Annotated in this window: 20 protein-coding genes and 2 pseudogenes; 8 read left to right on the top strand and 14 right to left on the bottom strand. The window is 65.4% G+C overall.

Annotated features, from left to right (window positions below):
• Window positions 1-252: 252 nt before the first annotated feature.
• Window positions 253-564: pseudogene (locus VNW74_RS14330) on the top strand (hotdog fold domain-containing protein); the annotation flags it as partial.
• Here VNW74_RS14330 and VNW74_RS14325 read toward each other — a convergent pair.
• On the bottom strand, window positions 561-2,111 hold the full coding sequence (locus VNW74_RS14325) for a carboxylesterase/lipase family protein (protein WP_325677887.1): 1,551 nt from the start codon (window positions 2,109-2,111) through the stop codon (window positions 561-563). The pseudogene VNW74_RS14330 and the gene VNW74_RS14325 sit on opposite strands and share 4 nt — an antisense overlap.
• 199 nt (window positions 2,112-2,310) lie before the next feature.
• Here VNW74_RS14325 and VNW74_RS14320 point away from each other — a divergent pair, with 199 nt between their 5' ends.
• On the top strand, window positions 2,311-3,570 hold the full coding sequence (locus VNW74_RS14320; RefSeq protein WP_325677885.1) for a cytochrome P450: 1,260 nt from the start codon (window positions 2,311-2,313) through the stop codon (window positions 3,568-3,570).
• Here VNW74_RS14320 and VNW74_RS14315 read toward each other — a convergent pair.
• Complete coding sequence (locus VNW74_RS14315) at window positions 3,536-4,201, bottom strand: TetR/AcrR family transcriptional regulator (protein WP_325677883.1); 666 nt, start codon at window positions 4,199-4,201, stop codon at window positions 3,536-3,538. The genes VNW74_RS14320 and VNW74_RS14315 overlap by 35 nt on opposite strands.
• A gap of 86 nt (window positions 4,202-4,287) precedes the next feature.
• On the opposite strand from VNW74_RS14315, the gene VNW74_RS14310 reads away from it, so the two are divergent.
• Complete coding sequence (locus tag VNW74_RS14310; RefSeq protein WP_325677879.1) at window positions 4,288-5,895, top strand: MFS transporter; 1,608 nt, start codon at window positions 4,288-4,290, stop codon at window positions 5,893-5,895.
• 2 nt (window positions 5,896-5,897) lie between these two features.
• Here the strand turns inward: VNW74_RS14310 and mftG are convergent, their stop codons facing one another.
• From mftG to mftA, 7 genes and pseudogenes are all read right to left on the bottom strand, one after another.
• Complete coding sequence (gene mftG / locus VNW74_RS14305) at window positions 5,898-7,343, bottom strand: mycofactocin system GMC family oxidoreductase MftG (RefSeq protein WP_325677881.1); 1,446 nt, start codon at window positions 7,341-7,343, stop codon at window positions 5,898-5,900.
• A gap of 3 nt (window positions 7,344-7,346) precedes the next feature.
• Window positions 7,347-8,759: a mycofactocin biosynthesis glycosyltransferase MftF gene (mftF, locus tag VNW74_RS14300; RefSeq protein ID WP_325677877.1), complete on the bottom strand. Its 1,413-nt coding sequence runs from the start codon at window positions 8,757-8,759 to the stop codon at window positions 7,347-7,349.
• A gap of 70 nt (window positions 8,760-8,829) precedes the next feature.
• Window positions 8,830-9,588, bottom strand: a complete 759-nt coding sequence (gene mftE, locus VNW74_RS14295) for a mycofactocin biosynthesis peptidyl-dipeptidase MftE (RefSeq protein ID WP_325677875.1) — start codon at window positions 9,586-9,588, stop codon at window positions 8,830-8,832.
• A gap of 127 nt (window positions 9,589-9,715) precedes the next feature.
• Entirely contained in the window at window positions 9,716-10,912 is a 1,197-nt protein-coding gene (gene mftD, locus VNW74_RS14290; protein WP_325677873.1) for a pre-mycofactocin synthase MftD, read from the bottom strand.
• 2 nt (window positions 10,913-10,914) lie between these two features.
• A complete protein-coding gene (mftC, locus tag VNW74_RS14285) occupies window positions 10,915-12,123 on the bottom strand; it encodes a mycofactocin radical SAM maturase (protein ID WP_325677872.1) in 1,209 nt (402 codons plus the stop codon).
• A gap of 82 nt (window positions 12,124-12,205) precedes the next feature.
• The gene (mftB, locus tag VNW74_RS14280; protein ID WP_325677870.1) at window positions 12,206-12,535 is read right to left on the bottom strand and encodes a mycofactocin biosynthesis chaperone MftB; all 330 of its coding nucleotides are present in this window, start codon (window positions 12,533-12,535) and stop codon (window positions 12,206-12,208) included.
• A pseudogene (mftA, locus tag VNW74_RS14275) lies at window positions 12,520-12,597 on the bottom strand (mycofactocin precursor MftA); the annotation flags it as partial. The pseudogene mftA and the gene mftB, both read right to left, overlap by 16 nt.
• Before the next feature lie 164 nt (window positions 12,598-12,761).
• Between mftA and mftR the strand changes: the two are divergent.
• Genes mftR through VNW74_RS14260 form a run of 3 tightly spaced genes read left to right on the top strand, consistent with a single transcriptional unit; the run spans window position 12,762 to window position 14,548 of the window.
• Complete coding sequence (gene mftR, locus VNW74_RS14270; protein ID WP_325677868.1) at window positions 12,762-13,358, top strand: mycofactocin system transcriptional regulator; 597 nt, start codon at window positions 12,762-12,764, stop codon at window positions 13,356-13,358.
• Complete coding sequence (locus tag VNW74_RS14265) at window positions 13,355-14,413, top strand: DUF2332 domain-containing protein (RefSeq protein ID WP_325677866.1); 1,059 nt, start codon at window positions 13,355-13,357, stop codon at window positions 14,411-14,413. The genes mftR and VNW74_RS14265 overlap by 4 nt, the downstream gene beginning before the upstream one ends.
• Before the next feature lie 6 nt (window positions 14,414-14,419).
• The gene (locus VNW74_RS14260; protein ID WP_325677864.1) at window positions 14,420-14,548 is read left to right on the top strand and encodes a hypothetical protein; all 129 of its coding nucleotides are present in this window, start codon (window positions 14,420-14,422) and stop codon (window positions 14,546-14,548) included.
• A gap of 10 nt (window positions 14,549-14,558) precedes the next feature.
• Here the strand turns inward: VNW74_RS14260 and VNW74_RS14255 are convergent, their stop codons facing one another.
• Both VNW74_RS14255 and VNW74_RS14250 read right to left on the bottom strand, forming a co-directional pair.
• The gene (locus VNW74_RS14255) at window positions 14,559-15,758 is read right to left on the bottom strand and encodes an NAD(P)/FAD-dependent oxidoreductase (protein WP_414686683.1); all 1,200 of its coding nucleotides are present in this window, start codon (window positions 15,756-15,758) and stop codon (window positions 14,559-14,561) included.
• Window positions 15,759-15,795: 37 nt separating this feature from the next.
• A complete protein-coding gene (locus VNW74_RS14250; RefSeq protein ID WP_325677860.1) occupies window positions 15,796-16,275 on the bottom strand; it encodes an Lrp/AsnC family transcriptional regulator in 480 nt (159 codons plus the stop codon).
• Window positions 16,276-16,388: 113 nt separating this feature from the next.
• Between VNW74_RS14250 and ddaH the strand changes: the two genes are divergently transcribed.
• Together ddaH and rocD are read left to right on the top strand one after the other, a co-directional pair.
• Window positions 16,389-17,264 carry a dimethylargininase gene (gene ddaH, locus VNW74_RS14245; RefSeq protein WP_325677858.1) on the top strand — a complete coding sequence of 292 codons (876 nt, stop codon included), beginning with the start codon at window positions 16,389-16,391 and terminating at the stop codon, window positions 17,262-17,264.
• Complete coding sequence (gene rocD / locus VNW74_RS14240; RefSeq protein WP_414686682.1) at window positions 17,261-18,505, top strand: ornithine--oxo-acid transaminase; 1,245 nt, start codon at window positions 17,261-17,263, stop codon at window positions 18,503-18,505. The genes ddaH and rocD overlap by 4 nt, the downstream gene beginning before the upstream one ends.
• 28 nt (window positions 18,506-18,533) lie before the next feature.
• Here rocD and phoU read toward each other — a convergent pair whose 3' ends face one another.
• The 3 genes from phoU to VNW74_RS14225 all read right to left on the bottom strand — a co-directional run bounded on the left by phoU (window position 18,534) and on the right by VNW74_RS14225 (window position 21,167).
• The gene (phoU, locus tag VNW74_RS14235) at window positions 18,534-19,184 is read right to left on the bottom strand and encodes a phosphate signaling complex protein PhoU (RefSeq protein WP_325677854.1); all 651 of its coding nucleotides are present in this window, start codon (window positions 19,182-19,184) and stop codon (window positions 18,534-18,536) included.
• A 110-nt stretch (window positions 19,185-19,294) separates the two neighbouring features.
• A complete protein-coding gene (locus VNW74_RS14230; RefSeq protein ID WP_325677852.1) occupies window positions 19,295-20,122 on the bottom strand; it encodes a mycofactocin-coupled SDR family oxidoreductase in 828 nt (275 codons plus the stop codon).
• 187 nt (window positions 20,123-20,309) lie between these two features.
• The gene (locus VNW74_RS14225; RefSeq protein ID WP_325677850.1) at window positions 20,310-21,167 is read right to left on the bottom strand and encodes an SHOCT domain-containing protein; all 858 of its coding nucleotides are present in this window, start codon (window positions 21,165-21,167) and stop codon (window positions 20,310-20,312) included.
• Window positions 21,168-21,298: the final 131 nt, after the last annotated feature.

Genomic DNA, 21,298 nt, shown 5'->3' with positions numbered 1-21,298 from the left:
TTGACCCGCCGCGCGGCTAGTTTGCGTGCGAAAGCAAACCCGAGTCCCTCCAGGCGTGCACTCCCGGTAACCAGCGCCCAGGACCCGGCGTATCGATCGAGCGGATGTACAGCCATCTGGCGTGCCTCCCTAACTAGCCATCGCCGCGTGTGAGGTTCCGTCTGCAGTTGGCGGATGTCTCCGGAAAGTACCGCTCGACGAAGGCCTCTTTCGGCCAATCGGTGGTTAATTCGACTGGATGCACGAGAACACCAGTGGTTCTTCGTCTACAACCACTTGCACACCGTGCACGCGATCGCGTCCTGCAACGCCGCCGAGGTGGCGATGGGCATGCCGATGGAGGCCACCGTGCCGCGCAGCCATCGCTGGATACCGAAAGCGATGACGGTCCAATACCTGGAGAAGGCCACCACGTCCCTGCGGGCGCGGGCCCAACTCGAGCCGCCCGATTTCACGCGGATCACCGATGGCTTTGAGCTCGTCGTACCGGTCACGGTGACCGACCGCAGCGGCACCGAGGTGGTGCACGCAGACATCACCACCTGGGTCACGCCGGTCGGCTAGGACCTGCCCTTCAGCGACGCCCAGAATGGGCACTGGTGCAATTCCTCGAAATTGTCGATGACCCTGCTGCCGTCCGGCCGCAACGACATCCAGAAGTTGTGGTCAGGATCGCCATTTTTGGCCGGCCAGCGAGGCTGGCCGGTGGCCTTCGGTGCGCCAGTGGCGACGAAATGGCTCCAGTAGCTGATCATCTGGTCGGACAGCATCCGCTGTCCGGGATCCAGTGGCGCCGCTCCGCCGACGTTGAACAGGTACCGCAACTCCAATGCGTGGCTGGCGCCGAGCGGAAACGGAGCCTCTCGCAACGGATTCGGCGCCGGCGGGTGAGGGTCGTCGAATTCGTAGGCATACACCGGTGCGCCCTGGCTCAGTGAGTCGGCCAATCGATCGGCGGCGCAGGAGAAGACGCCGTCAGTGACTGCGGCCGAGTAGGCAAGCGACGCGTCCCCGCCGTAGTGATCGGGCGGGTAATGCGCCACCACCGCGGCACCGTCGGCACCGAAGATGTGGGCGAGCAAGCCGGGGTACTCGGCGGACCTGACACCCCGACCCAACTTCAAATAGCGCAGTGCCGCGAACATGGTGAACTCGTCGTGGTTAACCCCGATCAGCACCGGAACGCGGGCCGCCCGACCGTCGGCGAATGCCGCAACCGGCCCGTCTGGCAACCCCGCCGTCCCGGTGACCGGGCCAGACAGCGCGTCGGAGTCCCCGATGAAGACGTACCAGGGCGGACGGTCAAGCGCGCTCGCCGGCAGCGCGCGCAGACACTTCGCCACCGTAGCGGGATTGCGGCACCCCACTGAGGCCGCGTAATCCATACTGTGCCCGCGCGCGGTGGCCAGATCGGCCTGCGCCTGACATGGCGCGCTCTGGATGATGGCCGCGCGGAACAGCCCCGCCGATCCGGGCGCCACCAGGTGATCGCACACCGACATGCCGCCCGCGGATTCGCCGGCGATCGTCACTTTGCGCGGGTCACCGCCGAAATCGGCGATGTGGTCGCGGACCCAGCGCAACGCGGCCTGCTGGTCGGCCAGGCCGTAGTTCCCGAGGTATCCCGGCAGCCCCAGTGAAGGGTGCGCCAGAAATCCCAGCGCACCCAGCCGGTAGTTGATCGTGACGACGACGATGTGGCCCTTGGCGGCCAGCGAACGCGAGTGGTACATATCGCTGCTGCCGTTGACGAAGCCCCCGCCGTGGATCCACACCATCACCGGGTGTTTATCGGCGCCTCGCCCGCGCGCCGGAGTCCAGACGTTGAGTGTGAGGCAGTTTTCGCTGGTCGGCTTGCCGACGTGCGGATTGGGGCCGGTGTCCTGCATGCACTGCGGCCCCGGCTTGGTGGCGTCCAGCGTCCCCGACCACTTCGCCGCCGGCCGTGGCGGCTGCCACCGCAGCGGCCCTACAGGTGGTGCCGCATACGGAATGCCTTGAAACAGACGGTAATCCGCGGCGACCATGCCGCGCATCAGGCCCATCGAGGTGCGCACGACACCGGCGTCCAGCGGGCCGGCATACGCAGGCTCGGGCTTCAACGATGCCATCCCGCCGCCCCGGCCGCAGCATGCCACCACCGCTGCCGTCACCAGCAGCGCAGCCCATGCTCGTCGCGGACGAGATGATCGGGTCGGCACGGTATCCCAGCCTACGGATCGACGAAAATCGCCTCGCCGTAATCGGCAATCACGGATACTGTCAAAGTTGACACCTGTCAAAACGCTGCGCGAACGGGTGAGAAGGCCGATGAGCACACCGATCATTGACGAAGCCGCGAAGGTATTCGCCGATCCGACATCGTATGCGGACGAGCCGCGGCTGCATGCAGCACTGACCCACCTTCGCGCACACGCGCCGGTGTCACTGGTTGACTGCCCGCCCTACCGGCCCTTTTGGGCGATCACCAAACACGCCGACATCGTGGAGATCGAGCGTGCCAACGATCTTTTCATCAACGAGCCGCGGCCGCTGCTGGCCACCGCCGGAGCCGACGATTTCGCGCGTCAACAGCTCGACGCCGGCATGGGGCTGCGCACCCTGATCCACATGGACGACCCCCGACACCGGGTGGTACGCGCGATCGGCGCGGATTGGTTTCGCCCCAAGGCGATGCGGGCGCTGAAAGTCCGCGTCGACGAGCTGGCCAAGATCCATGTCGACAAGATGATGGCCGCGGGTGGTGGGATCGGTGAGTGCGACTTCGTGCAGGAGGTCGCAGTGAATTACCCGCTCTACGTGATCATGTCGCTGCTCGGCCTGCCGGAATCAGACTTTCCCCGCATGCTCAAACTCACCCAAGAACTGTTCGGCGGTGACGACGCCGAATTCCGGCGGGGCACCACGCTGGAGGAGCAACTGCAGGTTCTGCTCGATTTTTTCGGCTACTTCAACTCACTCACCGCATCACGCCGCGAGCATCCGACCGAAGACCTGGCATCGGCGATCGCCAATGCCCGCATCGACGGCGAGCCGCTGTCCGACGTCGACACCGCGTCCTACTACGTCATCATCGCCACCGCGGGTCACGACACCACCAGCGCGACGATCGCCGGAGGTCTGCAGGCTCTCATCGAAAACCCGGACCAACGGGAGCGCCTGCGCGACCACCTCGATTTGATGCCGCTGGCCACCGAGGAAATGATCCGCTGGGTGACCCCGGTCAAGGAATTCATGCGCACCGCCACCGCGGACACCACGGTGCGCGGGGTGCCGATCGCCAAGGGCGAAGCGGTGTACCTGTCCTACGTGTCGGGCAACCGTGACGAGGATGCCTTCGACGATCCCTTTCGCTTCGACGTCGGCCGTGACCCGAACAAGCAGGTGGCGTTCGGTTACGGCGTGCACTTCTGCCTGGGTGCCGTGCTGGCGCGGATGGAGGTGAACAGTTTCTTTACCGAGCTGGTCCCACGGCTGAAATCCGTTGAGCTAAACGGAAATCCGGAGCTGAAAGCCACGACGTTCGTCGGTGGCCTCAAGCACCTGCCGATTCGCTACGAGCTGCGTTGACCGACGTGTCCTGCGTGCGCTGCACGTGCAGGAAGCCGTCAACAGCGGCTCGGGCGCATTCCCGGTAATCAAAATCGGGCAGGGTGGACAGCCGGCCCAATACCACCGGGCCGATCAGCAGCGCGATCGCCCGGGTACGGTCGATGTCGCCCAACTCGGCCGCCTCAGGGCTATCGAAGACGGCGTCGAACGGCGCGGCGTACTGCTGAGCGATCCGTTCGCGCAGAGTGCTGACCGCCGGGCTGTCGGCTGTGCGGCCCTGACGGGCCTCTGGCAACTGCTCCAGGTCCGGCCCCAGCGCCAGCCAACTCATCGCCGTCACCATGCCGGGAGCTTCAGCGATCGACTGTCCCCAGGCCACCACCAATGTGATGAGGCGATCGCGCAGCGGTCCATCCTCGGACGGCATCGGCGCCGGCGGTATCAAACTGTTGAATGCCGCTGCCAGCAAGTCGTTTCCGCTCGGGAAATGGCGATACAAGGTGGCACGGGCTACGTTGGCAGCACGGGTGACCGCATCGACGGTTACCGCACTTGGGCCACCGGAGCGAAGCAGCGCGGTGGCGGCGTCAAGCAAACGAGCGCGAGATCGCGCCGGCCGTGGATCGGTCTTGTCGGTGATGTAGACCACCTCCGTGTTTAGCAACAAGACTGTCCGTCTATCTACGAGACTGTTAGTCTCAAACTTAACCCGTCGCCGAAAGGAGACGCATCGCTATGGTCGAAACCCTCGTCCGATCTGACCAGCGTACTGAAGCGACGGCCGTCCTCGGTTCGAACCGCGCACGAATCTGGACGATGGTCGTGGCGTGCATGGGCGTCACGCTGGTGATCGCGTCAATGGTCGCGTTGAACACCGCGCTGGGCGACATCGCCGTAGCCACATCGGCGACGCAGTCGCAGCTGACCTGGATTGTGGACTGCTACTCGGTGGTCTTGGCGTGCCTGTTGTTGCCCGCCGGGGCCATCGGCGACCGCTACGGCCGTCGCGGCGCTTTCCTATTCGGCTTGGCCACCTTCGCCATCGCGTCCGTGGCGTCGACGGTTTTTTCCAGTCCGCTGCAGCTCATCGTCGCCCGCGGGATCGCCGGCGCCGGAGCGGCGTTCATCATGCCCGCTACCTTGTCGCTGTTGACGGCCACCCACCGCGACGACCAGCGCGCGAAAGCTGTTGGCATTTGGGCGGGCGTCGCGGGCTCGGGCGCCGTCATTGGCATGCTCGGGTCTGGCACGCTGCTGCACTTCTGGTCGTGGCGATCCATCTTCTGGGCCTTCGCGGTTTCTGCGGCGCTGATCTTCGTGTTGGCGTGCACGGTGCAGTCCTCACGCGACGAGGAGGCCACCCCGCTGGATTGGGTCGGTGCGGTGTTAATCGCCGGTGCTGTTGCGGTTTTCGTATACGGCGTGCTCGAGGCACCCGCACGCGGCTGGACTCACCCACTGGTCTGCGGGTCGATGGGCGCCGGGGCGGTGCTCGGGGTCGCGTTCGGATTTGTCGAGGCACGACGGCGTCATCCCCTGCTCGACGTTCGGCTATTCCGCAAACCAGACTTCGCCACCGGATCGGCGACGATCACGGTGTTTTTCCTGGCGATGTTCGGCTTCTTTTTCCTCATCATGCAATACATCCAGCTGGTGATGGGCTACAGCCCGATCCAGACCGCCTTCGCGTTGAGTCCACTGATGGTGCCGATGCTGACGTTGTCGGCGCTTGCCCACTGGTATCTGCCCCGAATGGGCCTGCGGCTGGTGGTGTTCGTTGGTCTACTGCTTATTTCGGTCGGATTCCTGTGTCTGCGCGTCCTGCAGCTTCACTCGCCGTACTGGGACATGATGTGGCCATTGCTCGTGATGAGTACCGGCATCGGATTCTGCACGGCGCCGAGCACATTCGCGATCATGGCGGCAGTGCCCGACGAGAAGCAGGGTGTCGCCTCGGCCGTGAACGACACCACCCGCGAGGTTGGCGCGGCCCTTGGCATCGCCCTCGCGGGTTCCATCCTGGCGGCGCGGTACACCCACGCCATCGCTTCGCATCTGGCGGCCTTCCCGCAACCGCTGCGGGCACTGGCGTCTCATTCGCTGGCTCAGGCACTCCAGGTTGCCAAAACGCTTGGCCCACAGGGTGCTCAGCTCGCCGAAATCAGCCAAACCGCATTCCTACGGGCGATGGAGTCGTCGTTACTGGTGATGGGCGTGATCATCGCCGTAGCCGCGCTGGTGATCGGTGCCTGGGCCCCGGGTCGCAACGGCCAGCAGCTGCGCCCGGTGCGCCGAATCACCTCGCGCGGCCACGGCGACGCGGCCGACCGGAATCAGGCCTGACGTCAGCTCACCAACTCGGCCGCCCGGTGGCCGAGCATCACGATGCTGGCGTGCGGGCCACGGCTGGTGATCGCCGGCAGCACCGAACCGTCGATCACCCAAAGGCCGTCGATACCGTGCACTCGGCACCGGTGATCGACGACAGCCGTCGGATCCCCTTCGGCGCCCATCTGTGCACTGCCGCACAAATGCTGCGATGTCGACCACGCCGGCTCACCGACTTGTGTTGTCGAAGCAACCAATTCGCGAGCCAGCGCGCAGCCCTGCTGCAACGCTGCCACATCGCTGGGTTCACTGTCGTAGCGATGCTCGATGCGCGGCGGCACCAGAGGATCAGCCGACACCAGGGCGATACGACCGCGTGCGCGCGGCTGCATGAGCGCTACACCGAGGTGCGGCCAATCCGGATGGCCCGCGGTGCCGTCGCCGACCATCGCCACGAAACCCCCTGTATACGGGCGTATCTCAATATTCTCCGGGGTGCTGAGCACCACTTCGAGCACCGGTCGACTGGGAGCCACTTCCCAAGTGGTCGGCAGCACCCATTCAGGATGATCGCTACACGCCATTCCGACCGGCAGCCGGGCCACGACTTCTATCCCGGCGGCACGCAGCGCGGCCTCGTCACCGACACCGGAAAGCATGAGCAGGTGTGCGGATTCGATGGCTCCGGCGGACAGCACAATTCGATCGGCAGTAGCGCTGATCGGGCCCCCCGTTCCGATCGCGTCGACACCGACGGCGCGGCTGCCAGAGAAACGTAGCCGGACGACTCGTGTCTGGGTCATGAGCGAGAGATTCGCTCGTTCCAACGCGGGCAACAAATATCCGGCACCCGAGCCGGTGCGTACACCGTCGACGATGTTGAGCGGGACGGCACCGACACCCGGCGGCAAGGCCGGCGCATCTGTCACATCGTTGAGATCGGATATCCAGGAAAACCCGGCCCGCTCTGCCGCTAATACGAAAGACTCGGTACTGCCGACGATTTCGCGGGTTCGACGAACCAGAATCGGGCCGGAGTCGCCATGGGCGGGTCCGGTGAAGTCCAGGTCGGTCTCTATGGCCCGGAAGTGACCGACGACGTCTGACCACGCCCACCCGGGCATGCCGTAGCCGTCGAAGTCCCGGGGCAAACCCCTGCAGAAGTATCCGCCGTTGACGGCACCGGAACCGCCGATCGTTGCGCCACGCATGATCGTGATCTGCCGAGCCGGCCGCTCGGTAAGTTGGGTTTGATACCGCTGGACGAGCGGGCTGGCTGGACCGATCGGCAGTCGCAATCCGTTGGCCGTTTCGGCCCGCAGTGCCGGATCGGCGAGCCCGAGTCCGGCCTCCAGCACGGTTACCACGCAGTTTGGATCCGCTGAAAGACGGCTGGCAACAACAGATCCCGCACTTCCCGCACCGATGATCAGCACATCGCTGTGCAGCCCAGCTGCAGTCAGGAGTCAGACTCGAATCTGCGGTTTGAGCGGGCCGATATTGCGCTCCCTCACCACGCCGTACCACAGCCCGAGGCCGTAGGCCAGGTCATCGAGACGCTTGAGCAGTATGTAGGTCAGCAGCCCGATCGGCCGGGCATCTTCGTCGGCCGACCGCCGGCGGCTGGCCCAGTCCACCGCCCCGTCGACCACGGCAGCGATCAGCACGACGCGGCGGCAGGGCCGGAACACGATGGCGGCCAGCAAAGCGATCGGCCAATAGTGCCGGCAAATCGCCGACGCGAGTTGCATCGCCGACGACCACAGGCCGCGGGCGGCTACCGCCAGCACGTCCCAGATCTGGGTGTCGGACCCCTGCAGCGTTTTCGCGATGCGACGACCCGTCAGCGCAGCGACCAGCAGCGACGCCAGATAACTGACGCTCGAGCCGATGGCCATCAGGACCCATGCCGCGAGTGCCCAGCCGGATATCATCAGCGGCGCGATCTTGTCCGGGTGACGCACCGACAACGGAGCCGCGGATTCACCGTAAAACGCTTTGCGTGCAATCCAATCCCGCAATTGCGTTCGATGATCGTGCCCCACCTGAGCGATCGGCTCGTAACGCAGCCTGGCACCGGCTTCGACAAGTCGCCAGCACAGATCCACATCCTCACCGGAGCGCAGGGTCTCGTCGAAGCCCCCGATGTCGCGCAGTTTGGACGTCCGGCAAATGATCGCCGCGCTGGGCACATAGGACACGGTGGTGTACGGGATGACCGGGGCTTCACGCTGGCCAAGGTCCAGGGACGAGCGCACCGCCTCATAGCGGGCTACCATATGGTCGGTCTGGGCCAGACCGACGATTCTGGGGGCGACCAGTGCCACGGTGGGGTCACAGAAATGACCGAGCAGGACTTCCAGCCATCCGCGGCGCGGAACGACATCGGAATCCAGGAAGGCGACGAAGCCCGTTTTGCAGGCGGCAAGACCGGTATTGCGAGCCGCCGCGGGCCCTTTGCTTTGCCCATGCCGCAGCACCACGATGTCGGAGTGCTGGCCCGCAATGTCGTCGGCGTCGATCGGTGTCGATGAGCCGTCGTCAACGATGATGATGCGCAAGCCCCGTAACGCGGTGACCAACCGGCACAAGCCATAAGCGTTGTCTCGCACTGGAATTACCACAGTCACGTCGCGATGAGACGGGCCGCCCGCGGGCCGCGGGTGAGCCACCGTAGCGTCCAGCAAGGTCCGGGCCAGCTCGGCACTCACCGCGTCGTGGACCTTGAGGCGGCCGTCGGCGAGCATGTCCTGGGCGGCCGGCGCCAACTTCAACAGCCGGGTGGGAGAGCCGCCCAGCAACGCGGAGCCCTGGCCAAGCACCCTCACGCGCCGGTCGACCTGCACAGCAAACCCGTCCGGCAACCGCGCCTGAGTCATGTGCGCCACTCTCCCCCGCAAGCGGGCGGACCCCCCCGATTCAAGCCGGCACCGTCGGCGTCGGCGCGGGTCATGTGAGCATCCCGTCGGCCGCGGGCGTCCAACGTCCGACCCGGCTCAGGCAATCGTCGACCATCTCCCCGAGCATCCGCTCCCCCTCTGCAGCGGTCGCGGTGGTGGGGTCACCCAATACCCCGACCTCGCTGACCGCCGCGACTCCTCCGCGCCGCATCGACGGTAGCAGGTCGGACAACGGCGCACCGTTGCCCGCGCGCCACCGGTCGGTTAACACGTCGGCCGGCGAAATATGCAGTAATACTGAAGTTTCTGCGTGCCCCGCGTGGGCGTCAGCACCTGCCACCACGCACGGGCACCACCCAGCGTCACGTCCTTCGGATCGAAGTTGGCCCACCGCGCGGCGCAGCGCCCCGACATTGCCGCCGTGGCCGTTGATGAAGAGAAGCCGCTGCGCCCAGCACGTAGCCGACCTACCGTACTCCAGCAACAGCGTGGTCAGGGCCTCGGTGCCGATGGAGATGGTTCCGGGGAAGCTTTGGTGCTCGCCGCTGTCGCCGTAGGCGATGGCCGGTGCCACCGCCCAAACCAGCTCGAGGCAGCCGGACCCCGCGGCGCCGGCCAGGCGGGCAATCACCCCGTGCGCGACGGCCGTCGCAATCCGCGTGTCGGTGTCCAGCGGCAGGTGAGGGCCATGCTGTTCGGTGGATCCAACCGGAATGGCCAAGCCCAACGACATGCCTTGGAGTTGGCTCGACGTCGAGCCCCCAAGTCCGGCGAGGACAGCCACTCGGTGATGGTAAGCCGAATTCACCTGGCGTGCATTGATTGTTGGCGCTCTCGAAAAATTTTTTGCCGCCGACCGTTCATTAGACCGGGTCACCGCTGCCACGTCCGCCACGTGAGTATCAGGATGCTCGCTGGTCTCGCGTGCGTCGTGCCTACGCTTCCGGCACGGGTGGGGGCACCCCGAGCGCTCGAGCAAACCCGGGCGGCGCCAGGATGTCGTGTGGGTTGAGGTCGTGCACGGACGCGCGTCCGAGCCCCATCAGCGCGGAGTCGATGCCGCCGCGAAAGATGTCGAGAACGTTCTCGACGCCCTGTTGTCCGGCGGCCGCCAGGCCCCAGAGGTACGCGCGGCCGATCATGACCGCACGCGCTCCCAACGCCAGGGCCTTGACGACGTCGGTGCCGCGGCGCACACCGCCGTCCAGCAACACCTCGATCTGGTCCCCGACCGCGTCGACCACCGCGGGCAGTGCGCGAATCGTCGCCGGCGTGCCGTCTAAGTTGTTGCCGCCGTGGTTGGACACCGAAATTGCCGAAACACCCGCGTCCACAGCCTTTTTCGCGTCGTCAACGCGCATCACGCCTTTGAGCATGAACGGCCCGCCCCACAGTTCGCGCAGCCAGGCGATGTCCTCCCAGGTGGGCGGTGGCGTCGCCATCCACTCCCCGTAGGCGGCGAAGAACGGTGGCCCGGGCTCGCCGCGGGTGGCCTGGTTGGGCACCCGCAGGTCCGGCGGGCGCAGCGTCTTGCCGTACTTCCACAGCCAGCCCGGACGGGTGATGGCCTCCGGCGACAGCCGCAGGATGGTCCGCAGGTTCATCTGCTCCGGGATCGCGGGGCTACCCCAGTCCCTTCCGTGGGAGAACGACCAGTCTGTGGTCACGATCAGGCCAACGGCGCCGGCCTGCCGGGCCCGCTCGACGCGCTGCGCGATCGCCTCCCGCCCACCGAGCCAGTAGACCTGGAAGAACAGCTTTCCGTTGGCGGCGATGACCTCCTCGATCGGTTTACTGGCGAACGAGGACAACCCCATCGCCGTGCCGCGCGCGGCGGAGGCCCGCGCGACCGCCACTTCACCGTCCGGATCGACCGCTTGCACACCCGTGGGCGAGATGATCACAGGCAGGGAAATCTCTTGTCCCATAACGGTTGTCGAGAGATCACGCTTTTCGATAGCCCCGACCACATGGGGTGCGAAGCCGAGCTCGCTGAACGCCTCCACGTTGTCGGAAACGGTCAGTCCCTTCTCGGTGGCGGCGACCAGTGCGGCATAGACCGATTTCGGCAGTCGCCGTTTCGCCCGTTGCTGCGCGATGGCGACCGTCTCGAACCAGACGTCACGGGCCACGATTAGACCGGGCTTTCGTTGCAGAGCCGCTTCGGCGCTAGAGGTGGCTGCATGGGGGGATGTAACGACAGCGTCAGCGGCACCGGTCCGCCGCGCCGCCGCCCGTGCGAGTGATCCCCTACCGGGCGCGGTTTGTCGCGCTCTTGCGCCAGAGCGGGCGCGCCATAGCCCTGAACGCATTCCGGATCAGGGCCGTCGATCGGCAGACCGGTGAAGAACTTAGCCGCCATACATCCGCCCCGGCAGCTGTCGTAATGCCCACAGCTGCCGCAGGCGCCGGCCGACTGCGGCTCGCGTAGCTCACGAAATAACGGAGCGTTCTTCCACACGTTGGCGAAACCAGTCCCAAAGCCGGAGTCGGACAAGATGTTTCCGGCAAGGAAGCGGTCGTGGATGGCGAACGGACAAGCGTACACATCACCGACCGGATCGATCAGGCACACCACCCGCCCGGCTCCGCACATGTTCAGACCGGACAGCGCGCCCGGTTCGCCGAGTCCCGACAGGTGGAAGAAGGAATCGCCGGTCAACACTCGCTCACCCTTGGCGACCAGCCATTGGTAAAGCTGGACCTGCTGCTCGGCGGTTGGATGCAGCTCATCCCAGACGTCGGCGCCACGGCCCGACGGACGCAGCCGAGTGATACGTAGTGTGGCGCCGTAACGGCTTGCCAGCGAGGCGAATTCGTCGAGCTGGTCGACGTTGTGTCTGGTGACGACCACTGAGATCTTGGCGTCGGAGAATCCGGCGGCGGCCAGGTTTTCCAGAGCGCGGATGGCCATCGCGTAGGACCCGGCGCCCCGGACCGCGTCGTTGACCTCGGCGGTCGCACCGTCCAGCGAGATCTGGACGTCGACGTAGTCGCTGGCCGCCAAGCGCGCGGCCACCTCGGGCGTGATCCGAACCCCGTTGGTGGAGAATTTCACGCCGACGTGGTGAGCGGTGGCGTAGTCCACCAGCTCCCAAAAGTCCGGCCGCACGGTCGGTTCCCCGCCACCGATGTTGACGTAGAACACCTGCATGCGTTCCAGCTCATCGATGATGTCTTTGCACGACTGCGTGGACAATTCGCGGGGATCGCGTTTGCCCGACGAAGACAGGCAATGCACGCACGCCAGATTGCATGCGTAGGTGAGCTCCCAGGTGAGGCAGATCGGTGCGTCCAACCCGCGCTCGAACTGCTCGACCAGGCGCGGCACAACCGCTGTCATGAGCGCCGCTTCCCCTCATCGCTTCGTCCCCCTGGCCGCTGCGCGGCTGGGGGTGCCCCCAATGCATCGTCGCCGGCGCGTGTCATACGGCCTCCCTTGGCCCGACGGGCACAAGCATGTTGGACCCGGCCAACACGCTCAGCGCATGTAAGTAAGGACCCTGTCTGGTGTCGTCGACCCCGGCGGCGCGACAGGCGGCTCGAACGTCGGGGTAGTCGACCAGGGACTGCACCACCGCAAGGATGGTGCGGTTCTTGAGGAACGACAGTTTGCGGGTGCCGAAGTGGTACAACAGCGCGCCGAACGGTTCGGGCCGCACGGCCACCTGCGGGTGCAAACGCCACGCGCGTTCGGGATCAAACCCGCAGTCGCCCGCCTTCGCGGAGGCGGCCACGATCAGTAGACCCCGCACATCCCGTCGATAGACACCTCTTCCACCAAGGACTCGGTGACAAGCTCGGTGTCGGATGTCGTCGGAAGGGAGGCGCCGGCGTCCCTCTCTGTCTGCTGGTTCGGCTCCATGACGTTGCCTTTCGTGATCAGGGGCTCGACAAGTCGCGTCGAACCGGTGAGAATCTTCGTCAGGATATGGCATCGAGTGCCAGAATGGGAAGAGGCATTTTAAAAAGGAGCGGTACATGCTGCAGCAGGCGCGGGTCGGCCGGCGCCGTTCCACGACCCCGCAGCACATCACCGATGTTGCCCTCCGACTCTTCGCCGACCGCGGCTTCGACGAGGTGAGCGTCGATGACGTCGCACAGGCCGCGGGGATCGCCCGTCGCACCGTGTTTCGTTACTACGCCTCCAAGAACGCAATCCCGTGGGGAGACTTCGACGGGCATCTGAAGCACCTACGCGAGCTATTGGACAATGTTGATCCGGATATGCCGCTCGGCGAGGCGCTGCGCGCCGCCCTGTTGTCGTTCAACACCTTTGAAGCGTCGGAGACGGTACGACATCGCCAGCGCATGCGACTGATCTTGCAAACCGCTGAACTGCAAGCCTATTCGATGACGATGTATGCCGGCTGGCGCGAGGTAATCGCCGAGTTCGTGGCACGCCGATCCGTCGCTCGAACTACCGACTTGTTGCCTCAGACGGTCGCATGGATGATGCTTGGTGTCGCCCTGAGCGCTTACGAGCACTGGCTGGACGACGAATCCGTTTCGTTGCCAGATGCCCTCGGGGGTGCGTTCGACGTCGTCCGCGGCGGACTCGACGAGCTGGACCAGTGAACCCCCGCGCCGACGACAGCCGCCTGGTGCGGTCACTCCAGTTGCAGGGCCAGGTCTGCGCCGCCATGGGCTCGCCGATGTACGGCGAGCTGCTGGACCGGCTGACCGCCGACGTCGAAGCCGGCGGTGTCTTCGCGGAAATCCTGTCCGGACACGAAAGCGATTCTGGTCGACTGGCGCTGCCGCTGCGACTGCTCGGCGGGTTGCACCGGCTGGCGCTCGACGGCCGCGCTTCGCGACTACGCCGCTGGTATCCGAGCACGGGCGGGCAATGGGATGCCGAAGCGGCTTGGCCCGACATCGCGCTCGCCGCGTCTGAGCACGCCGACCATCTGCGCGCCGCCCTCAGTCAACCGCCGCAAACCAACGAGGTAGGTCGCGCGGCCGCGCTCATCGGCGGCCTGCTTATCCTGGCCCACCGATTCGCCTTGCCGGTCCGGCTTTTCGAGATCGGCTGCAGTGCTGGACTCAACCTGCGCGCCGACTATTACCGCTATCGCCATTCCGACGGCCAGTGGGGTCCGACCGCCTCACCGGTGGCCATCGACGACGCGTGGCGCGGGCAATTGCCGCCCGCCGCGGCCCTCCGGATCGTGGAGCGTCATGGCTACGACATCGCGCCGCTGGACGCCACCAGCCGGGACGGGGAATTAACCCTGCTGAGCTATGTCTGGCCCGATCAGCCGGCGCGACTGGATCGGTTGCGGGGCGCGATCGGCATCGCTCGCCGCGTCCCGGCGCCGTTGCACCGCCGCGATGCCGTCGACGCGGTCGCCGATCTCAGTGTCTCCGTCGGCGCGCTAACCGTGCTGTGGCATTCCGTCATGTGGCAGTACCTTCCGGCGGACGACCAGGCCGCCGTCCGAGCCGGGATCGACGCACTGGGAGGCCACGCCCGAGCCGACTCGCCGTTGGCCCATCTGATGCTGGAGCCCCAGCGGCGGGCACCCGATTCTCCGGTCGAATTCACCGTTCGCGCCCGCTGTTGGCCGGGTGGTGACGACACGCGACTGGCCGTGTGTTCGGCGCACGGGCCCCCGGTGACCTGGGAATAGCGGGAGGTGCAGGCCCACCCCTACGAAAACGCACAGTTGTGGGTCGGCATGGTCACCGAGGCCGCCCTCATCGAACACCAGGCGGGAACAGCACTTCCCGATATCCGCAAAGCCCCTGAAGAGTTCTTGAATTGACGTCTTAGCGTCAGGTCAGCACTTCGGAAATCGGCGCCGCGGCGGCAATCTTGGCTCGGGTCTTCATGACCTTGCCGGGCATACCGCCGCCGACAACGCCGGCCACCACGCCATCACGCTCGTAGTACGCCAGGAATCTGCGGCCATCGTCCTCGACGAGATGCACGGTGTCGGTGGCGATTGGCTCGCCCAGGCATTGAATCTTGACGTCATATTGATCGCTCCAGAAATATGGAACGACGACGTTCGACGGCGCATCTTGCCCGAGCATCGCGGGCACCACGACACGGGCTTGCTCAGCGACATTGCTCCAATGTTCCACTCGGACTTGATGTCCCATCGGGTCACGCCAAGAAGCGACGTCACCGAGCGCCCACACGTTCGGCGCGCTGGTCCGTCCGGCCGCATCACATATCACGCCGTTGTCGACTTCGACGCCGCTGCCGTCGAGCCAATCGGTCGCCGGCCGGGAGCCGATGCCGACCACTACCAGGTCGCTCGTCAGCTCGGCGCCGTCGGTCAGCTGCACGCCCTCGACATGATCGTGTCCGCGGACATCGGCCACTCCGACTCCGGTGCGCACATCGACACCTTCGGCGCGGTGCAGCCGCGCCACCAGCTCGCCGATCTGCTCGCCGAGCACCGCTGCCAGCGGCGCGGGCTGCGGCTCCACCAGCACGACGTCGACACCCAGCCCGCGCAGACTGGCCGCCACCTCACACCCGATGAAACCCGCGCCGACCACAACTGCGCGCTGCGCGGATGACGCGTGCTCGCGCAACGCCAGACTTTCATCGAACGACCGCAACACCCGGATGCCGTCCAGGTCGGGGAACGCCGGAATGCGCCGCGGCACTAGGCCGGTCGCGATGACGAGTTCGTCATAACCCAGCGTCATTCCGTCGTCGAGAGTCACGGTCTGAGCCGCGGTGTCCAAGCCCGTGGCCGCCGACCCGAGCCGCAGCGTGATGTTCTGCTCGTCGTAGAACTCCCGCGGTTTCAGCGTCACGTCGTCGACCTCGCTGCGCAGCACCTCTTTGGACAGCGGGGGCCGGTCATAGGGCAGATGGACCTCATCGCTGACGATCGCCAGGGCGCCGGTGTAGCCCGCGCGCCGCAACTGCTCAGCGGTCCGGGTCGCGGCGAGCCCTCCGCCGACGATCAATATTCCGTTGCCGCCTGAGCTAATGGTCACGTGGAGTTCATACACGATTACGGCGGCGGATAGTTGCTCACCCCGCGTCTCGTCATCGAGGGTGTCGACGCAGCGCCGCGGTCTCCTCGGCCCTGGACCGGTCGATGAGGTTGGACAGCACCACGATGCTTTCGGTGCGTTCAATGTCGGCGCTGGTACGGATGCGCTCCAAAGCATCTTCGAGATGCCTCATGTCGTGCGCCAGTACACGCAAGATGGCGTCGGCGGTCCCGGTCGCCGTCGCGGCGCTGACCACCTCGGGGATATCCATCCAGGCCCGGCGCAGTTCGTCGGGCGAGATCCTGCCGTGGCAGTACACCTGCACGTAGGCTTCGGTGTTCCAACCCACCGCACTGCGATCGATGACCGTGGTGAACCCCCGGATCACCCCGCCGTCGAGCATCCGATCGACGCGCCGCTTGACCGCCGGGGCCGACAGATTGACCCGCTCACCGATCTCGGCGAACGTTGCGCGGGCATGTTGGGCGAGCTCGGCAAGAATCTGCTCGTCGATGCCATCTAGCCGGTCCATCATTCCTCCTGCGCAACAGATTGCCGCAATACTACATTTCGCGCAATAAACAACACGCATATAAGCAATGATAGTCGTTTGATTGCGCGCCGCCCCTCCCATACCGTCGAGTTATGACGATCTTTGCGGAGTCCGCGGCGGTAGCCCCGGGGGGTCAGACGGCCGCAGCGACTGCCACCGCGAACGAGCGCAAGGCGCGGATTCGGCGCTACGCCATGACGTCTCCGCAGTTTTTCGCTGTGGAGTATGCGATCAATCCGTGGATGGACACCGCCAACCCCGTCGACACCGCCGTCGCGGTCGCACAGTGGGAGCATCTTCGCGACACGTACCTGCGGCTTGGACACGTCGTCGACCTCGTCGCACCCGTTCCCGGCCTGCCCGACATGGTTTACGCCGCCAACGGCGGGCTGATACTCAACGGCACAGCGGTCGTCGCACGGTTCAAATACCCTCAGCGCCAACACGAGTCCATCGCCTACGCGGACTGGATGCGGTCGCAAGGCTATACCCCCGTACAGACTCGGCACGTCAACGAGGGTCAGGGTGACCTGCTGCCGGTGGGCGAAACAATTCTGGCCGGAACCGGGTTTCGCACCGATCCGCGGGCGCACTCCGAGATCGCCGAGATCTTCGGCCGGCCGGTCGTCAGCCTGCAGCTGGTCGATCCGCGCTTCTACCATCTCGACACCGCACTCAGCGTGCTCGACGACGCCACCATCGCGTACTATCCGCCGGCCTTTACTGAATCTTCACGCGCGCAACTGGAAACGCTGTTTCCGGACGCCATCGTGGTCGAAAGCGCCGAAGCCTACGTATTCGGCCTCAACGCCGTCTCGGATGGCCGCCACGTGGTGTACCCGGCCGCAGCGGTCGGGTTCGCCGATCAGTTGACCCGGGCCGGTTTCGAGCCGATCGGTGTAGAGATGTCCGAGCTGCTCAAGGGCGGCGGATCTGTCAAATGCTGCACACTGGAGGTGTATTCGTGACCGTACTGGACACCGTGACCACCAGCCCCGGCGCACTCACCGCGTCGGCGATCGCGCTGGACGAGCAGCACACGGCACACAACTACTCGCCGCTGCCGGTGGTGGCCGCCAGCGCCGAGGGAGCATGGATCACCGATGTCGAGGGTCGCCGCTACCTGGATTGCCTGGCCGCATATTCCGCGGTGAATTTCGGGCATCGCAACCCCGAGATCACCGCGACCGCACATGCGCAGCTCGAGCTGGTCACCCTGGTTAGCCGGGCTTTTCACGCCGAGGCGCTCGGCCGCTTTTGTGCGGCATTGGCGACGCTGAGCGGCAAGGACTTGGTGTTGCCGATGAACAGCGGCGCCGAAGCGGTCGAGAGCGCTATCAAGGTCGCACGCAAGTGGGGCACCGACGTGAAAGGCGTTCCGGCCGGTCACGCGAACATCGTGGTGGCCGACAACAACTTTCATGGCCGTACCATCAGCATCGTCAGCTTTTCGAGTGACCAGACGGCACGCAGCGGCTTCGGGCCGTTCACGCCCGGCTTTCGTTCGGTGCCCTTCGGTGACGCCGACGCGCTGGCCGATGCGATTGACGAGCACACCGTTGCGGTGCTGCTGGAGCCGATTCAAGGTGAAGCCGGCGTCATTGTGCCGCCGGACGACTATCTGCCTGAAGTTCGCAAAATCTGCTGTGCCCGCAATGTTTTGATGATCGCCGATGAGATCCAGTCGGGGCTGGCCCGGACCGGCCGCACCTTCGCTTGCGACCACTGGGATGTGGTGCCCGACATCTACCTGCTCGGCAAGGCGTTGGGCGGCGGGGTGGTGCCGTTGTCGGCGGTGGTGGCCGATCGCGGCATCTTGGGGGTGCTGCATCCCGGTGAGCACGGCTCCACGTTCGGTGGCAACCCATTCGCGGCGGCGATCGGCAGCACCGTGATATCGATGCTGGCACGCGGCGAATTCCAGGACCGTGCGGCGCACCTCGGCCGACGCCTGCAATGGCGGCTGCGAACCTTAATCGGTCACGGCGTGCTGGCGGTGCGCGGCCGCGGATTGTGGGCCGGCGTCGACATCGATCCGGCGCTCGGCACCGCAAAGCAGCTCAGCCTGCGACTGGCCAAGCGCGGCGTTCTGGTCAAAGACACGCACGGATCAACGTTGCGCATCGCCCCGCCGCTGGTCATCACCGCAGCGGAAATCGACTGGGCCGTTGACCGATTCGCCGACACGCTGGCGGAGATGGCGAGCTAGCAGGGCGACGGCGGGACGTCGGCGCCGTCTACCGATCGGACAACCTGCCGGTCGTCTGGAAGATGACCCGACGCGCCAGTTGGACGGCATGGTCGGCGAAGCGCTCGTAATACCGGCCCAGCAAGGTCACGTCGACCGCGGCGGCGACACCGTGCTTCCATTCCTGATCCATCAGCACGGTGAACAGGTGGCGGTGCAGTTCATCCATCGCGTCGTCGTCTTGGCGGATGCGCGCGGCCTTCAGCGGGTCGCGATTCAACACCACCTCTTGCGCGTTGTTCCCTAACTTGACTGCGATCCTGCCCATCTCGGCGAAGTATCCGTTGACTTCTTCGGGCAACGCGTGCTGGGGATGACGCCAGCGGGTGATTTCGGCGACGTGTAGGGCCAGCGCCGCCATCCGGTCGATCTCGACAACCATCTGCAGGGCGCTGACGATCGCCCGCAAGTCACCGACGACCGGGGCGTGCAAGGGAGCCAGAAGCGCGAACGCGTTCTCCTCAGCGGCGGTGCTCATCGCGGCGATTTTGTCGTGGGCGGTAAGAACTTGTTCGGACAGCACAAGATCCGCCTGCAACAGCGCCTGGGTTGCGTGTTCCATGGCAACCCCGGCCAACCCGCACATCTCCCCCAGGTGCTCGGTCAACCTGGCGAGTTCCGCATGATAAGCGGTCCGCATGCGGCCCAACATACGTTTTAAACCGTGGCTATACCGTCAAGATGCATATGAAATCACGATGAATGTCGGCTTACGTTTGGTCCAAACAATTGGCTACGGCTACTACGGTCTTAGTACTTTAAGACACCCTTGTCGACGGGGATCTGCGCTCCCGTCAAGGTGCCGGAGCCGGCGCCAGCCAACCACACCACGACATCGGAAACCTCATCCGCTGCCATAAATCCTTTGGGCTGCAGCAGCATTGGCCCGAAGCTGTGCACATAACGGGGATGCTCGGCGAACACCTGCATCATCAACTCCGGCTCGATCATCGGCGTGTCGACCGAGTAGGGATGGATGGAGTTGACACGGATGGCGAACTCGCCGAGCTCAATCGCGAGCGAATTGGTCAGCCCGACGAGGCCGTGCTTGGCCGCCGCGTAGTGGCCATTACCCGGGGTGGCTTTCAGGCCGGCCGACGAGCTGACCACGACGATGGAACCGCCGTTGCCGGCCTCGATCATCGCAGGTATCACCGCTCGCAGGGTGCGCCAGGTGCCCGATAGGTTGACACCGATGACGGCGTCCCACTGCTCGTCGGTGAGCTCCCAGACCCGTCCCCAACCGAGCACACCCGCGTTGGCCACCACGATGTCGAGCCGGCCGAACTGCTCGACACCGTCGCTCACCAGTTGGCGCAACGCGGCATCGTCGCGGATGTCGACCTCGCGGGCCAATATCTTGCGCCCTTCGGCCTCCACCGCGCGGACGGTCTCCGCTAGCTCCTCTGGAGTTGCGGCCGCATAGGTAATGCTGTCGGAAACCGGTGCGCAGATGTCCAGCGCGATGATGTCGACACCTTCTCGCGCCAACCGGATCGCATGTGCCCGTCCCTGTCCACGTGCGGCACCGGTGATGAATGCCACCCGCCCCTGCAACGCCCCGGACACATCAGACACAACAGCCCCTTCCGCCGACTGCCGATCAGGCTAGCAGCGAAACTGAAACGTGTTTCAGGCACCGCCAGGGCGCACACCGCGCGCCAGCGCGGTCAGCTCGGCCAGTACCCCCTGGCGTTGCAGCAAGCCCTGCACCGGATCCCGCTTTCGGCTCTCCCCGGTCCTGCTTGCGTCGCCGCTCGGTAAGTCAGATCTCGGAGATGATCTGCGCCCGTTTGCTGGCGTATTCCTCAGCGCTCACCGCGCCGGATTTATGCAACGCGTCCAGGTCGTGCAGCCGCTGAGCAACGGACGCCTGCGGTGGCGCGGCCGCCGTCGCCCCCACCCCGGCCGGCTGCTGGGCGGCGGCCCGTCGAACCACCGCCATGACCTGTTGGCGCACAGCCGGGTAGTTGCGTGTGTCTACCGTGCCGCCGAATGGCAGGTTGTTGGCTTTGTAGATTTGCAGGATTTCCATCAGCGGGCCGGCCTGTCCACTCAGGTCGTAGGTCTGGTTGTCCTCGGTGCTCTTGAATTGCGCCGGTACCACGCCGCATATCAATCCGCTCGCCTGCCAGTCGATCTCGTAGTCACGCGTGTTCGGGTCCACCAACACGACTAGCTTGCGCGCCGTGACGATGGCCTGCTTGGTGATGTCGACGGTAACCCGCTTTTGGGTGTCGAACTCGAAGCCGGGTCCGGCGATGTGCAGGTCCAACTTGACCACCGGTCGGTCGTTGATGCGCATCCCAGTCTCACCGAGACCGGTGATCTGGGCCATCGTCAGCACACCGGTCTGGCGAAGAGCAGCGCTCTTGGCCGACGACTTGGCGCCGCGGTTGGCCAGCCACAGCGCGACGAGTAGGGCGGCGACCGTGATCAGCAACCCCGCCCAGAGCATCCACTGAATGGACTGCTGCGTGGACACAGTGGAGCCCGTCCCGGTGTCGTAAGAAGTGGAACCAAACAGGCTGGGCAGCGCAAAGTACACGGTTAGAAAGAGCGGCCCGGTGAACCCGCTGAAAAGGTTGGCAATAAATAATGCCTTGAGGTAACGCGTTACCATTGCATGCTCCTATCGTCGACCGCCGACAAACGACAACGATGCGGGTCAGCGTATCGCTGCATACAAAGCGGCGCCCACCTTTCGGTGAGCGCCGCTTTGCTGTCGGACTGACTATTTGATGATCTTGGTGA

The organism is Mycobacterium sp. (assembly GCF_035570115.1).
Lineage (GTDB): Bacteria > Actinomycetota > Actinomycetes > Mycobacteriales > Mycobacteriaceae > Mycobacterium.
This window is presented reverse-complemented; position numbering and strand designations above follow the sequence as displayed.

Coding starts and splice junctions, on each gene's coding strand:
- VNW74_RS14325 (WP_325677887.1), bottom strand. CDS start 2,111: ATGGCATCGTTGAAGCCCGAGCCTGCGTATGCCGGCCCGCTGGACGCC.
- mftC (WP_325677872.1), bottom strand. CDS start 12,123: ATGACAGCGGTTGTGCCGCGCCTGGTCGAGCAGTTCGAGCGCGGGTTG.
- VNW74_RS14250 (WP_325677860.1), bottom strand. CDS start 16,275: ATGGACCGGCTAGATGGCATCGACGAGCAGATTCTTGCCGAGCTCGCC.
- VNW74_RS14225 (WP_325677850.1), bottom strand. CDS start 21,167: ATGGTAACGCGTTACCTCAAGGCATTATTTATTGCCAACCTTTTCAGC.
- mftF (WP_325677877.1), bottom strand. CDS start 8,759: ATGACTCAGGCGCGGTTGCCGGACGGGTTTGCTGTGCAGGTCGACCGG.
- VNW74_RS14320 (WP_325677885.1), top strand. CDS start 2,311: ATGAGCACACCGATCATTGACGAAGCCGCGAAGGTATTCGCCGATCCG.
- VNW74_RS14310 (WP_325677879.1), top strand. CDS start 4,288: ATGGTCGAAACCCTCGTCCGATCTGACCAGCGTACTGAAGCGACGGCC.
- phoU (WP_325677854.1), bottom strand. CDS start 19,184: ATGCGGACCGCTTATCATGCGGAACTCGCCAGGTTGACCGAGCACCTG.
- mftR (WP_325677868.1), top strand. CDS start 12,762: ATGCTGCAGCAGGCGCGGGTCGGCCGGCGCCGTTCCACGACCCCGCAG.
- ddaH (WP_325677858.1), top strand. CDS start 16,389: ATGACGATCTTTGCGGAGTCCGCGGCGGTAGCCCCGGGGGGTCAGACG.